The following is a 14,085-nucleotide window of genomic DNA, read 5'->3' as shown; positions in this document are numbered from 1 at the left end:
CGGTCAGAGGTCCCGTGCGGGCAGGTGGGCCAGGCCGGTGTCGCGCATGATGCGGTCGACGGTCTCGTGCAGGGTGCTGTCGGCGCCGATGACGGTCTCGACGCCGCCGGGCAGCAGGTCGCGCGGCCGGTACCAGTCGCGCAGTTGTCTCTCGCCGACCTCGTCGGCGATCGGCTTGCCGGCGTGCCGGGCAAGGGTTTCGCCGAACGGCACGTCCAGGTAGTAACCGCGGGTCGGGCCACGGTGGTCGGCGCGCAGCCGGGCGAGCATGTCGCCGTAGCGGTCGGCGTACAGGATGCCTTCGACCACGACGTGATACCCGGCGTCCAGTGCGTAGCGGGCCGTCAGGTCGATCAGGCCGATGTTCGCGGCACCTGGCCGGTCGCGTTCGCGCAGCACGGTGCGGCGGAGGTTGTCCTGGCCGACCAGAGCCAGGCCACGGCCGAACGTCTCACGGATGCCCGCCGCGACGGACGACTTGCCCGAGGCGCTGTTGCCCCGCAGGACGACCAGCCGGGTTCCTTCGGTGCCCACCATCACGACGGTCACGTTAGCGGCGGCCGGCCGGTGCGGGGGACCGCCCTCAGCGGCGATGGACGCTGACCGCGTATCCGCCGCCGTCGTACGGGTCGGCGTCCCAGGTGGCGAAGCGGTCGCTGAGGGTGAGGCCGGCCGCGCTGCAGCAGGCGTCGTACTCCGCGAGGGTCAGGCCGGGTGGCACGGGAAGGTGGTCCCGGTCCAGGCCGAAGCCGGCGACGAGCAGGCCGCCCGGGCGCAGGGCCCGGGCCAGCGTGGCGGCGACGGCGGACTCAGTGCCCGGAGCGAGGAGAGGGAAGACATTGCCCGCGGCGACGACGAGGTCGAAGCCGGGGGTGATGCCCGCGGTGGCCGGGTCGAAGTCCGCGAGGTCGGCCTGCACCCAGGTCAGTCGTGGTGCGTTCCGGCGTGCCACGGCCAGCATGGAGGCGTCCTGGTCCACGCCCACGCCGTCGTGGCCGAGGCGGGCGAGCTGGATCAGGACCCGCCCGGTGCCGCAGCCGGCATCCAGCACACGCGCCCCGGGAGGCACCAGCGTGGCGCAGAGTCGCGCCTCGCCGTGCACGTCCTGTCCCTGTTCGGCGAGTTCCGCGAAACGAGCGGCGTACTGCTCACCGGACCTGCCACCGGTCAGCTGCTCCCATCGGTTCATGACGGCAAGCCTAAGTCCGGGACGAAGCCGGACGACGCCGGGTTACTCGTGGAACCGGGCCTCCACCGTGGGATGCGCGGCACCGCCGGCCGCGTCCAGGCCCGCGAGCAGGCGCAGCCCGTCCTCGGCGGGGCTGCCGGGAGCCGCGGACAGCACCAGCAGCTCCATGCCCGATTCGTCGGGCAGCGCGAAGTTCTCCTGGTGCAGTTCCAGCAGTCCGATCAGCGGGTGCCGGTAGGCCTTGCGGCCATGCGTGCGGGCGCTCACGTCCGCGCGGGCCCACAGACGGCGGAAGCGGTCGCTGCCCATCGCCAGCTCGCCGATGAGGGAGGCCAGGCGGGGGTCCTCGGGGTATTTGCCGGCGGCCAGCCGCAGATGTCCGACCGCGTCGAGGGTGCAGGTCTCCCAGTCCGCGTAGAGGCCGCGCTCGGCCTCCTCGAGGAAGAGGTGCCGGGCGGTGTTCAGGCCCGGCACCGGCCGGCCGTAGAGGAGCCCGGCGAGGCGGTTCCCGGCGAGGACGTCCAGACGGTGGTTCATGATCAGCGCCGGTGCGTCGGCGACCAGGTCCAGGACGCGCAGCAGCTCCGGCCGCACCCGCCCGCCCGGCGCCTTCGCGCGGCGGCGGCGCTGCCGGGCGAGCCGGTGGAGGTGCCCGCGTTCGGTCTCGTCGAGGCCAAGGACGCGGGCGAGCGCGTCGAGGACCTGCTCGGAGGGCTGGGTCGCGCGGCCCTGCTCCAGGCGTACGTAGTAGTCGACACTGACTCCGGACAGGTGCGCGACCTCTTCGCGGCGCAGCCCTTCGACCCGGCGGCGGCTGTCGGTGGGGATGCCGACGGCCGCCGGGTCGACCCGGGAACGCCGGGTCCGCAGGAAGCTGGCGAGATCGTCCATGGGCCCAGTATCGCCTCGGCGGTGCCCGCGAAGGTGGTCCTGCCAGTACCAGGAAGTCCCGTCCGACGGAAGAAGCGTCCCTGAACGCCGGGCGCCGCGACGCCCAGGATCGAAGGCATCCGATCCGAAGGAGTTGCCATGAAGACGCTGATCGTCCACGCCCACCCGGAGCCGCGGTCGCTCAACGGCTCGCTGAAGGACCTCGCGGTGTCCACGCTGGAGAACGCCGGGCACGAGGTGCGGGTGAGCGATCTGTACGCGATGAACTGGAAGGCGGTCGTGGACGCCGAGGACTACGGCCCCCACGCCTCGGATCCGCTGGAGGTCGCCCGGGACTCGGGCCGGGCCTTCGACGCCGGGGCGCTCACCCCGGACGTCCGCGCCGAGCAGGAGAAGCTGCTGTGGGCCGACACGGTCATCTTCCAGTTCCCGCTGTGGTGGTACACGATGCCGGCGATCCTCAAGGGCTGGGTGGACCGGGTGTTCACGTCCCACTTCGCGTACGGCGTCGGCGAGCACAGCGACACCCAGTACGGCGAGCGCTTCGGTGAAGGCACCCTCGCGGGCAGGAAGGCTCTGCTGTCGGTGACCGTCGGCGGCCCGGAGGCGCACTACGCGGCGCGCGGGATCAACGGCCCCATCGACGATCTGCTGTTCCCGATCCAGCACGGCATCCTCTACTACCCGGGCATCGAGGTGCTACCGCCGTTCGTGCTGTACGGCACCGACCGGATGACCGGCGAGGACTACCAGGACGCCGCGAAGGCCTGGGAGCAGCGCCTGCTGACCCTGGAGTCGACCGATCCGATCGCGTTCCGGCGGCAGAACCTCGGCGACTACGAGATTCCCTCGCTGCACCTGAAGAAGGGGCTGGAGCCCGCGGGCCGCACGGGTTTCGGGCTGCACGTGCGCGGCTGACCGACGGCGACGAGCGGGACGAGCCGGGGTGTGAACCCGGCAACGGGGAAGACGGCTCCCCCCAGGGGGTGTCGTTCGGATCGGGCCGGCTCCGGGCGACGGTGCCTGGTGGCCGACCTGAGCGGGGTAGGGCGACAGGGCGGAGCCCTGGCAACCGACGACAACGCCGCAGGTGTGCGTGCCAGGCCCCGCGATCCAGGCAAGATCCGAACGGCGCCCCCTAGGTGCCCGAGAGCTCCACGGGTCGCGCGGCAGGAGCGGCGTCGGTCCCGGCGATCGACAGGGACCCGTCCGCCGCCGGCGCCTTCTCGATCCGCCAGCGCTGCGCGGTGGAACCGTCGTGCACCTTGACGACGACGTCGGCGTCCGGCGCGCCGGTGGTGGCGGCGAGGGCGAGCTGGTTCTGCCAGCGCGGCAGCAGCGCGCCCTGCGCGGTGCGGTCGTAGCGCACGTCGTCGCCCCGCTCGTCGACCTCGTCGGCGCATGTGCCGAGGATGACGATTCCGGCGTCCGCCCGCGAGTCCAGGCACAGCCCGGGGTCGGCGACACTGCGCAGCAGGCCGTCGTCCTCCAGGGTCCACTGCTGCGTCCACGCCTCGGAGCACGCCGCCAGCCGGGCGCCCGCCCCGGCCTTCGGCTCGCCCCGGACGTCGAGGCAGAGACCGGCGGCGACGTTGCGCAGCCGGGTGGGGTCCGCGGCCGTGGGCAGTCCGGCGGTGCCGGGCGGCTTCGGGCGGGAGGTCGCGGACGCCGTGCCCCGGCCGTCGACGGCGCTGGTGGACGCGGCCGGATCGGCGCCGCCGCCGTCGTACGACCACACGTTCGCCACGAGGACGATCGCCAGCACTCCCGCCGAGGCGGCGCCGGCTCCTCTGAGCATCGACCGGGCGGAGCGCGGCCGGCCCGGGAGCCGGCGGACGGGCGCGGGGAGCCGGGACAGCAGGCCGGGGCGGCCGCCGCGGTGCCGGGCGGCGGCCCTGGCCTGCGGGCCCCGGTCCGCGCGGCCCGGACGGGAATCGAGATAGCGCCGGGCACCCCAGCCCAGCACGGCCTCCGCGATCAGCGGCCCCAACTCACGTTCGAAGTGGGAGAGTTGTTCGGCCGCGTGCCGGCAGTGCCGGCACTCCGCGAGATGTTTCCGCACGTCCGGCAGCAGATCCCCGCCGCGGCGGATCGGGACGTCGAGGAGACGGTTGTGGAAGCGGCAGTCCTGGCTCGGCGCGAGTTGCCGGTGGGCGTGCAGACAACCGTCACGGAATTGCTCACGCGCCTGTTCGAACGTGGCCGACGCGGTGTCGGTATCCATGCCGAGGAGACCGGCCGGCACGGCAATGGGTTCGCCCTCGACCTCTGTGTGCCACAGCAAACAACGGGCCGGCCCGGGAAGGGACGCGAATGCGCGCGCCGCCAGGGTGCGGTTTTCCGGAATCAGGGATTTCGCCGCCCGCATACCGCGCCCGCCGGCGGGTTTGAGCAGCTGCGGCAGAACTCCGGAGATCGCGTCGTCGGCCGACCACTGGCGGACGGTGTCGCGCACGGCCACCAGCAGTCGCGGGCGCAGGGCCGTGGCCGGTTCACCCTGGGCGAGACGGTCCAGGACCCGGTGCTGGGCGGCGGCGGTGACCATGGCGGTGATCTGCCCCGACGCGGCGAGGCAGATGGCCGCGTAGTCGTGGGCGGGTTGCCAGTGCCGGGCCGTCAGCAGCGCGGTGGCCCGCGAGGCCTCGCTCTCCGGGCCGTCCCGGAGCCGGGCGGCCAGCCACTCGTCGGACTCCCCGGGGTCCCCGCCCAAGGGCGGGTGGACGGGACGAGGGGGGTGGGGGGTGGGCACTGAGCTGTTTCCTTCCCACGCGCGGGTGACGCAGATTTCCGGTCGCCGAAAGGCAAATGGTGTATACCTTTTCGGCGCGGCGTGGGGGCGTGAATTCGCCACGGCGAAATCGGACTCGGTTCTCCACGGTGCGTGCGAGACCCGGCCTTCACCCCCCGCACGAGTGCTTCACTCTCGCACAAACCACTCATGGTCAACAAGGCGTCCGGGTAACGTCGGACCTCTGGGAAAGCAGTCCGGAATCCGCGACAACTGATGCCGTTTACACGGGCTTTCGGATTTCCCGACCCGCCCCGTCGAAAGGACCCGCACACGCCGGGCGGGCTCAGATCTGCCAGGACCGCAGACGGTCGGCCGCCCCGTAGACGTCGGCGTCGCCGGTGAGCAGGTCGCGCGCGAGGTCGACCAGGGCGCCGTAGGGCGGATCGATGCCGACGCCGCTGGCGAACATGTACGCCACGGCCGTCGCGCAGGCGAAGCGGGCGTTGGCCGACGGCAGGGGCCTGAGCACGGCGAGGGTGTGCAGCAGCGCGGCGGCCCGCCAGGCGGGGTCGGAGTTCACCCCGAGGCGGGGTGGGTCGACGCGGTGCCGGGCGACGGCGGCGACGAGCGCGGAGAAGTCGTTGATCGTGGGCTGCTCCGGCAGCACCTCCTCGTGACGCTGGAGCAGCCAGGGCACGTCGATGTGCAGAACGGGTGCCATGGGTCAGGCGGCCCGCCCTTCGCCCCGGGCGGGCGGTGGTTCGTCGTCGGGAAAGGCGGCCGCGAACTCGTCGGCGTGGGCGGTGAAGAACCGGCGGAACGCCTCCGCGCCCTCCTGCAGCGCCCGGTGCCGGGCTATGTCGGCGGCGGCGGCCTCCCGCACGAGCGCCTTCATCGACGTACCGCGTTCCTTGGCGATCTGCCGCAGGTCCTCGAGCTCGCGGTCGCTGAACTCCACGTTCAGAGCTGGCATGCCTCCCACGGTACCGCGCGGGTACTGGCCCGTAAATACCCCCAGGTCAGAGCAGGAGTACGACGGTACCGCGGGAAGCGAACGGGTGAGCGGGCGGTCAGCCCTGGTCCGCCACGAAGGACGCCATGCGGGCCAGCGCCGCGTTCCAGTTGACGGTGTGCTCGTTCGTCGACCAGGACTGGATGTCGTCGATGTAGCAGAACTGGCCGACGCAACCCTGGAGTTTGCTCTGTGCGTAGGGGTCCTGGATGTTCGAGTTCGGTCCGCCGGAGAGGGTGCCGTCCGGGGGGTCCGGCAGGGTGGGGTCGAGCTGGCGGGCGTACCAGCGGCTGTGCTGGTGGTGGGCGTTGACCTCGCCGTAGCCGGTGACGTAGGAGATGTTCAGCGCGTTGCGGCCCAGGATGTAGTCCATGGTCTGGACGGCGCCGTCCCGGTACGCGGACCCGCCGGTGATGTCGTAGGCGGAGGCGAGGACGACCGCGTTGTTGAGGATCTGGGCGCTGGAGCCCCAGTCGTAGACGTTGCCGTCGGGGGCGTACGGCATCCCGTAGGGCTGTGCCTTCAGCGTGGCGAGATAGCGGTCGGCGCCCTTCACGACGGAGCGGCGCACGGCGTCCCGGCCGGGGAGCCGGTTCGGCACGGTGGCCAGGTCGAGGCGGGCCGCCGCCGCGGTGCGCGCCCAGTCGAAGCCGAGCGGCACGAAGATGTCGGCGGTGTGGACGGGGGACGTCAGCACGTACTGCTCGAAGGCCCGCTCCCCCGTCGTCAGATACAGCTCGGCGGCCGCCCAGTAGAACTCGTCGTCGACCCGGCTGTCGGGATAGGCCCCGCCGCCGATGCCGTCGCTCTCGTCGGCGAGCACGTCCGGGTGGGCGAGGGCCGCCGACCAGGCCGTGCGCGCGGCGTCGAGCGCCTTCGCCGCGAAGGCGCGGTCGTAGGGCCGGTAGAGGCGGGCCGCCTGGGCGGCCGTGGCCGCCAGGTTGAGGGTCGCCGCGGTGGTCGGCGGGTGCAGCTCGCGCTTTTGCGGGTCGGCGCTCGGCAGCAGCGGCAGCCCGGTCCACTGCGCGTCGTGGATCTTGTGGTGGGCCATTCCGGCCAGCGGCTGCCCGGTCGGCACCTGCATCTTCAGCAGGAACTCCAGCTCCCAACGGGCCTCGTCGAGGATGTCCGGCACCTTGTTGCCGCTCTCCGGGAGGGCGAGCGTGCCGTCACCGAGCTTCGACGGCTCCCCGGTGCGGGCGTGCAGCGAACGCTCGTAGGTGCTCAGCAACTCCCAGGTGGAGATGCCGCCGTTGACGACGTACTTGCCGTGGTCGCCGGCGTCGTACCAGCCGCCAGAGACGTCGAGGGTGTAGTCGCACACGCCCGGCTGACAGGGCACCCGGGTGTCGCCCTGGTTGGGTGCCGTGCCCACGTGTCCGGCGGGGCGGCCGTAGCCGGGGCGCAGTTCGTCGCTGATGGCGATGCCGCTGCGCTGCGTGTAGTAGTACTTCGCGGAGTCGACGCGCAGCCGCTCGTAGGCGGCCGTGCCGATGTCGAACGGGCGGCTCGTCTCCCCGTCGGCGACCAGGGTGTAGCCGTCGCCGCGGCGCGTGTAGCGGCCGAAGTCGATCGAGTGGACGTTCTGCCCGGAGGAGGCGTCGACACCACGCGGCACGCTCCAGCCGTGGGCGACGACCCGGCCGCCGGCGTTCTTCAGCTGCCAGGGCAGACGCGCGGTCGCGTCGGTGACCAGCGTGGCGTTCTTCGGTCCGGACGGCAGATAGCCGACCTGGTTGACCCGCACCCGCGGCCCGGTGTCGGGCACGTACGGCTCGGGCGCCACGCCGCCCAGCAGGGACACGTCGTCCGCGCAGAACCGCCAGGCGTCGGGGGTGCCGCCGAGCTGGAAGCCGACCTGGCCCTGGGCGGTGTCGACGGGCGAGGTGAAGGTGTACGAGTAGGTGTTGCCGGAGACGCTCAGCTGGGGGCTGACCTCGTAGTAGGTGTCGTACGGGGACACCGACAGGCCCACGATCGCCCGGACCACATGGTCGGCGGGCGCGCCGGTCGCGGTGAAGGAGAACCGGTACGACTCCCCCGCGACCAGGGCGATGTCGTTCTGACCGACGGCGGCGTCCCAGCGGTTGGCGGTGCCGCCGGGGACGTCGGCGCACAGCCGGCCGTCGGACACGGCCGCGGTGACGTTGCCGCTCGCCCACCAGGACTCGGTGCCGTTGTCGAAGGTGCCGTTCCTGACCTGCTCGGTCTCGTCGGCGCCGGCCGGCGCGGCGGGCAGCGCGGTGACGGCCGCCGCGAGCAGGGCTGTCAGGGAGACGAGCGCGGTTCTGCGTCTTTTCACGTCCGGGCTCCTCGGGGGTGAGGGACGGGCAGCGCCACCAAAGGTGTGGGAGCGCTCCCAAAGCGGTCGGGAGCCATGCTTGTGGCAGACATGACAGCCCGTCAACGGTCCGGACGGGACTGGTTCCCGTCCGGACCGATGCCCGGCCGGTCAGACGGCGGGCGTCTCCAGCCGGCTGACCCGGACCGCTCCCCGCGCCTGACCGGGGTGACGGCTCGTCAGTGTGAGCCGGACGCGGGAGCCGCGTACCGGTTCGAAGGTGATCACCGTGGGGGTGTCGGACACGGTGGCCCACTCGACACGGGCACCCTCGGCCGTCCGCCACGCGCGGCCGTCCCAGACGGCGACCTTCACCGCGGCGGGCAGGCTGTGCGCGGCGTCCACGGTGAAGGAGACCTCGACCCGGCCGAAGCGGCGGGTCCGTCCGTGGTCGACCGAGATCCAGTCCTCGGCACGGGCCCCGTCGAAGGCGGGCAGCAGTGCGGTGGCCGCCTTGAGGAACCCGTTGGACCAGCCGGTGGCCGGATCACCGTCGAGCACCGCGGCGGGCAGGGTGTCGGGGCGTCCGGAGTAGCTCGCGTCCGCGTGCGGGTGGGCCACGGGCGCCGGGTGCTCGGGCGCGAACCGGGGAGCCGGTGTGGTCGCCGGTGACGCGGCCCGCCGGGCCTGCACGGTCGCCGTGCCCGCGCGCAGCCCGTCCGCGCGGGCGGTCACCCGCACCGTCCCCGGCCGGGTGCCGGAGCGCACGATGGCGAGGGCCTTGCCGTGGAAGGCGGTGCGGGTGCTCGCCTGGTACCGCTCGGCGCTCTCCTGGCGGCCGTTGTCCACCCCGGCGAGGGAGCCGCCCGCGACCTCGAAGGTGAGCAGGTGCTCGGCGCCGGGCACCACCACTCCGCGCCGGTCGACCACGTCGGCGGTCACGAAGACCAGGGAGCGGCCGTCGGCGTCGACGGTCTCCCGGTCCGGGGTGAGGCGTACGGCGTGGGGCGCTCCGGCGGTGCGCAGGACGTCGGTGGCGACGGTCCTGCCGCCCCGCCGGGCGACGGCCTTCAGCTCGCCCGGCGCGAAGGGCACCTTCCAGGTCAGGTGGAGTTTGCCCGCGCTGCCGTTCGGACTGGTGTAACTGCCCGGGTAGGGGCCGTCGGTGAAGGTCTTGTCGTCTCCGGTGGCCTCGGTGGTCTCCAGGTAGGTCCGGCCGTCCACCGTCTTCTTGGTGTCGAACGAACGGACGCCGAGGGACTTCCCGTTCAGGAACAGCTCGACGGTGTCGACGTTCGCGTACGCCCAGACCTCGACGGTGTCGCCCTCGCGGTGGTTCCAGTTCGCCGGCAGCAGGTGGACCATCGGTGCGTCGGTCCACTGGCTGCGGAACAGGTGGTACATGTCCTTCGGGAAGCCGGCGGTGTCGACGGCGCCGAAGAAGGACGCCTTCACCGGGAAGACGTCGTAGGGCGTGGGCTCCCCGATGTAGTCGATGCCCGACCACAGGAACTGCCCGGCGAACCACTTGCGGTCCCGGTCCTTCTTGTGCCCGTACTCACCGCTCATGGTCCAGGAGGCGAGGTTGTTGTCGTACGACGAGGTCGCCCGCCCGCCGGGAGTGTGGTTCTCACCGGTGTTGAGGTGCTCGGGCTCCTGGTAGGTGCCGCGCGTGGAGGTCTCGGAGGACGACTCGGACTCGAACAGGAACAGGTGCGGATAGGCGGCGTGCAGGGCGTCCACCGACTTGGCGGTGTTGTAGTTGAGGCCGAGTCCGTCGAGCTTGGCCAGCATCAGGTCGGCCGCCGAGCCCTTGGCGGGCAGCCGGCGGTACTTGTCGGAGCCGATGACGAGCGGCCGGGTGGCGTCGGCGGCCCGGATCGCGGCGATGATCCGGTCGGCCATCGCGAGGCCGGCGGTGGAGGTGGAGTCGGGGATCTCGTTGCCGATGGACCACATGACGACGGCGGGCGAGTTGCGGGCCGCGAGCACCATCTCGGTGGCGTCCCGCTCGCACCACTCGTCGAAGAACCGGCCGTAGTCGTACCGGTTCTTGCCGGTGCGCCAGCAGTCGAAGGCCTCGACCAGCATCACGATGCCCAGTTCCTCGCAGACCTCGATCATCTCGGGCGAGGGCGGGTTGTGGGAGGTGCGGAAGGCGTTGGCGCCCATCGACTTCATCAGGGTCATCTGGCGGCGGACCGCGTCCATGCTGACGGCCGCCCCGAGCGCGCCGAGGTCGTGGTGCAGGTCGACGCCCCTGATCTTGGCGTGGGCTCCGTTGAGGTGGAAGCCCTCGTCGGGGTCGATGCGGAACGTGCGGACGCCGAAGGGGGTGCGGTAGGTGTCGACGGTGCGTCCGCCGACGCGCAGTTCGGTGCGCAGGGTATAGCGGTGCGGGTCGGCGAAGTCCCACAACCGGGGGCGCCGGACGGTGAGTTCGTGGATCTCGCTGCGGTCGTCCGCCACGGTGACCGTGGAGGCGGCACGGGCCACCGTACGCCCCTCGGCGTCCTCGACCGCCGACCTGATCTCGACCTCGCGCGCGGCGCCCGAGGCGTTGACGACGGACGTCTCCACCCGGACGAGGGCGCGCTCACCGCTCACCTCGGGTGTGGTGACGTACGTGCCCCAGCGGCGCACGTGCACCGGTTCGGTGACGACGAGCCGGGCCTCCCGGTAGATGCCGCTGCCCGAGTACCAACGGCTGCTGGGCAGCTGGTTCCGCACCTGAACCGCGAGGACGTTCGCGGTGCGGCCGTCGGTGTGCACCAGGCCGGTGAGGTCGAGGGCGAAACCGGTGTACCCGTAGGGGTGGCGGCCGGCCTCCTGACCGTTGCAGTAGACGTGGGAGTCCATGTAGACGCCGTCGAACTCGACCGAGATCCGCTTCCCGGCCGTCGCGGGCGGCAGGGTGAAGGCGAGGCGGTACCAGCCGAGACCGCCCGGCAGGAAGCCGGTGCCGCTGGTCGTGCCGTGGTCGGTGGTGGGCGTCTGCTCGATGCTCCAGTCGTGCGGGACGGCCACCTCGCGCCACGCCGAGTCGTCGTAGTCCGGTTCGGCGGCCCGTGCGTACGCCCCGGTCGGGTCGGTGGTCCCGCCCGGATCGACCAGGGCGAAGCGCCAGCCGTCCCGCAGGGCGACCGTGCGGCGGCCCGTGTCCTCTCCCGCCGCGTCCGCGGCCCACGCCGACGGGGCGCCCAGCAGCGCGCCCGCCGTGGGCGCCGCCGCGGAGGCGATCAGGACCGATCTGCGCGTGACCGTCATGCCGGATCTCCCTCACCAGGAATCAGAAGTACTCACAACTGATCGTGAACAAACAGATTCTGACGTCGGTCTCCCTGCGGCCGTCAAGGGCACGGAAAGCTCTTTCTGTCCCGGGCGCCCCAGCCGTTGTGTGACCCCTGCGCCGAGGGGGTCTCGCGAGCCCGCTGGTTCGGGTCCGCGCGAGGCCCGGACGCACTAGGCTGGGGCCAGGTGACGCGCTGTTCACTGTGGGTGTGCGCAATGGAGTGGCGACGATGAGTCCGGTCAACCCGCACGACGATGCCGCCGCGGCCCGCGTCGTCGTCGACGAATCCGGCACACTACGGGAGTGGAGCGAGGGCGCGCGTCTGCTGCTGGGCCACCCGGCCGCGGACGTCGTGGGGCGCCCCGCCGCCGAGCTGCTGGCCGACGAGGCCGACGGCCCGGCCCTCGAGCCCGGTGCCGAGCGCTGGAACGGGACGCTGGCGCTGCGGCACCGCGACGGCCACACGGTGTCCGTGTGGGTGCTCGCCCGCCACCGGCCCGCCGAGGAGGACGGGCCCGGCACCTGGCTGGCCGTCACTCCGCTGGACCGTGGCCCCGAACAGCCGGACGACCCGCTGGTGAGAGCCGCCCTGACCCAGTCGCCCTGCGCCACGATGATCTTCGACGACCAGCTCCGCATCCGCGGCGTCAACGACGCCATGGCACGGCTCTTCGAGCTCCCTCCGGACCGCATCCGCGGCCTGCGGGCCACCGACCTCGGCGGCCGGACCCAGGCCGCGGAGCTGGAGGAGCACATGCGGCGCGTGCTCGCCACCGGCCAGGGCCACGACATGCACACGTATCTCAAGGCTCCCGGGGAGAGCCGCGCCCACGCCTGGCTCGCCCGTGTAGCCCCGCTCACCGGCTCCGACGGCGAGGTGCGCGGTGTCTGCGTGAGCGCCCACGACTTCACCGAGCAGCACCTCGCCCGGGAACGACTCCAGCTGGTCAACGAGGCCAGCGTGCGCATCGGCACCACTCTCGACGTCACCCGCACCGCCCAGGAGCTGGCCGACGTGTGCGTCCCCACGCTCGCCGACTTCGTCAGCGTCGACCTGCTGGACCCGCCGGAGCACGGTGGCGATCCCGTCGCCACGCCGACGCCGCCCGTCGCCCTGCGCCGGACGGCCCACCAGTCGGTCAACCCGGGATGCCCGGAGGCGGTGGCCGAGCCGGGCCGCCTCGACGTCTATCCGGCGGCGTCACCGCAGGCCCAGTGCCTGGTCGCGGGGCACGCGGTCGTCGCCGCGGTGCCCTCAGGCGACCTCGAACGGTGGCGGGAGTGGGACCCCGTCCGGGTCGGGCGGATCGAGGAGTACGGCATCCACTCCACGATGTCCGTCCCGCTGCAGGCCCGCGGCACCACCCTGGGGATCGCGGTCTTCACCCGGTTCCGCCACCCGTACGCGTTCACGCACGACGACGTGCTGCTGGCCGAGGAGGTCAGCGCCCGCGCCGCCGTCTGCATCGACAACGCCCGCCGCTACTCCCGCGAGCGCGAGACGACCCTGATGCTGCAGCGCAGCCTGCTCCCCCGGTGGCTGCCGCCCACCGCCGCGCTGGAGGCGGCCTCCCGCTATCTCCCGGCGGCCCGCTCCGGGGTGGGCGGCGACTGGTTCGACATCATCCCCCTGTCCGGGATGCGGGTCGCGCTGGTCGTCGGGGACGTCGTCGGCCACGGCATCCAGGCCTCGGCCACCATGGGCCGGCTGCGTACCGCCGTGCGCACCCTCGCCGACATCGACCTGACCCCCGAGGAGCTGCTCACCCACCTCGACGACCTGGTCGTCCGGCTGTCGGAGGAGTCCGGCGGCGACGGCACGGGCGAGGTCGGCGCCACCTGCCTGTACGCGGTCTACGACCCGGTGTCCCGGCAGTGCTCCCTGGCCCGGGCCGGGCATCCGCAGCCCGTGCTCGTCCCGCCGGACGGCCCGCCCCGGCAGCTCGAACTGCCCTCCGGTCCGCCGCTCGGGGTGGGCGGCCTGCCCTTCGAGTCGGCCGAGCTGGAACTGCGCGAGGGCAGCGTGCTCGCGTTCTACACCGACGGCCTGGTCACGAGCCGTGACCGCAGCGCCGACGACGGCCAGGTGCTGCTGCGGGACGCCCTGGCCGTCCCCGCCGGCTCGCTGGACGCCGCCTGCGACCGCGTGCTGCACGCGCTGCTGCCGACCGGCGGCGCCGCCGACGACGTGGCGCTGCTGCTGGCCCGCACCCGGGGGCTGCCCGCCGGCCAGGTCGCCACCTGGGACATTCCTGCCGACCCGTCGCTGGTCGCCCCCATCCGCAAGCAGGTCGTCGAGCAGTTGTCCGCCTGGGAACTGCTGGAGGCCTCCTTCACCGCCGAACTGGTGGTGAGCGAGCTGGTCACCAACGCCATCCGGTACGGCTCGCCGCCCATCCGGCTGCGGCTGATCCACGACGCGACCACGCTGATCTGCGAGGTCTCCGACACCAGCCACACCGCGCCGCACCTGCGCCGGGCCAAGACGTGGGACGAGGGCGGGCGCGGTCTGCTGCTGGTGGCCCAGCTCACCCAGCGCTGGGGCAGCCGGCACACCGCCGAGGGCAAGACCATCTGGGCGGAGCTGGCCCTGCTCGAGGAGGAGTGACCCCGCGGTTTCCGCGCCCCTGCCGGGGGACACTCGAAGGCAGGGCGTGCCGTCCGGCACCCGTGCCGGACCGTGCGCGAC

10 protein-coding genes are annotated in these 14,085 nt (G+C 72.8%); 2 read left to right on the top strand and 8 right to left on the bottom strand.

Annotated features, from left to right (window positions below):
- Positions 1–3: 3 nt before the first annotated feature.
- The 3 genes from IEZ05_RS25205 to IEZ05_RS25195 are packed head-to-tail and all read right to left on the bottom strand — an operon-like array spanning position 4 to position 2,080.
- Positions 4–537 (bottom strand): kinase, encoded by a 534-nt coding sequence (locus IEZ05_RS25205; protein ID WP_189232774.1) that lies wholly within the window; start codon positions 535–537, stop codon positions 4–6.
- Between the two features lie 46 nt (positions 538–583).
- Positions 584–1,189, bottom strand: coding sequence for a class I SAM-dependent methyltransferase (locus IEZ05_RS25200; RefSeq protein ID WP_189232539.1), 606 nt, complete (start codon positions 1,187–1,189; stop codon positions 584–586).
- Positions 1,190–1,231: 42 nt separating this feature from the next.
- Positions 1,232–2,080 (bottom strand): helix-turn-helix transcriptional regulator, encoded by an 849-nt coding sequence (locus IEZ05_RS25195; protein ID WP_189232538.1) that lies wholly within the window; start codon positions 2,078–2,080, stop codon positions 1,232–1,234.
- A 138-nt stretch (positions 2,081–2,218) separates the two neighbouring features.
- Between IEZ05_RS25195 and IEZ05_RS25190 the strand changes: the two genes are divergently transcribed.
- Positions 2,219–2,998: an NAD(P)H-dependent oxidoreductase gene (locus IEZ05_RS25190; protein WP_189232537.1), complete on the top strand. Its 780-nt coding sequence runs from the start codon at positions 2,219–2,221 to the stop codon at positions 2,996–2,998.
- A gap of 220 nt (positions 2,999–3,218) precedes the next feature.
- Here the strand turns inward: IEZ05_RS25190 and IEZ05_RS25185 are convergent, their stop codons facing one another.
- The 5 genes from IEZ05_RS25185 to IEZ05_RS25165 all read right to left on the bottom strand — a co-directional run bounded on the left by IEZ05_RS25185 (position 3,219) and on the right by IEZ05_RS25165 (position 11,371).
- Entirely contained in the window at positions 3,219–4,829 is a 1,611-nt protein-coding gene (locus IEZ05_RS25185) for an RICIN domain-containing protein (RefSeq protein WP_189232536.1), read from the bottom strand.
- Between the two features lie 325 nt (positions 4,830–5,154).
- Positions 5,155–5,532 (bottom strand): toxin Doc, encoded by a 378-nt coding sequence (locus IEZ05_RS25180; protein ID WP_189232535.1) that lies wholly within the window; start codon positions 5,530–5,532, stop codon positions 5,155–5,157.
- A gap of 3 nt (positions 5,533–5,535) precedes the next feature.
- On the bottom strand, positions 5,536–5,784 hold the full coding sequence (locus tag IEZ05_RS25175; protein WP_077797179.1) for a hypothetical protein: 249 nt from the start codon (positions 5,782–5,784) through the stop codon (positions 5,536–5,538).
- A gap of 97 nt (positions 5,785–5,881) precedes the next feature.
- Complete coding sequence (locus IEZ05_RS25170) at positions 5,882–8,125, bottom strand: glycoside hydrolase family 9 protein (protein WP_189232534.1); 2,244 nt, start codon at positions 8,123–8,125, stop codon at positions 5,882–5,884.
- A gap of 150 nt (positions 8,126–8,275) precedes the next feature.
- Entirely contained in the window at positions 8,276–11,371 is a 3,096-nt protein-coding gene (locus tag IEZ05_RS25165; RefSeq protein ID WP_189232533.1) for a glycoside hydrolase family 2 TIM barrel-domain containing protein, read from the bottom strand.
- 254 nt (positions 11,372–11,625) lie between these two features.
- On the opposite strand from IEZ05_RS25165, the gene IEZ05_RS25160 reads away from it, so the two are divergent.
- Positions 11,626–14,004 carry a SpoIIE family protein phosphatase gene (locus IEZ05_RS25160; protein ID WP_189232532.1) on the top strand — a complete coding sequence of 793 codons (2,379 nt, stop codon included), beginning with the start codon at positions 11,626–11,628 and terminating at the stop codon, positions 14,002–14,004.
- The last annotated feature ends 81 nt before the right edge of the window (positions 14,005–14,085 follow it).

Source organism: Streptomyces flaveolus (assembly GCF_014648815.1).
In the GTDB taxonomy this organism is placed as follows: domain Bacteria; phylum Actinomycetota; class Actinomycetes; order Streptomycetales; family Streptomycetaceae; genus Streptomyces; species Streptomyces flaveolus.
This window is presented reverse-complemented; position numbering and strand designations above follow the sequence as displayed.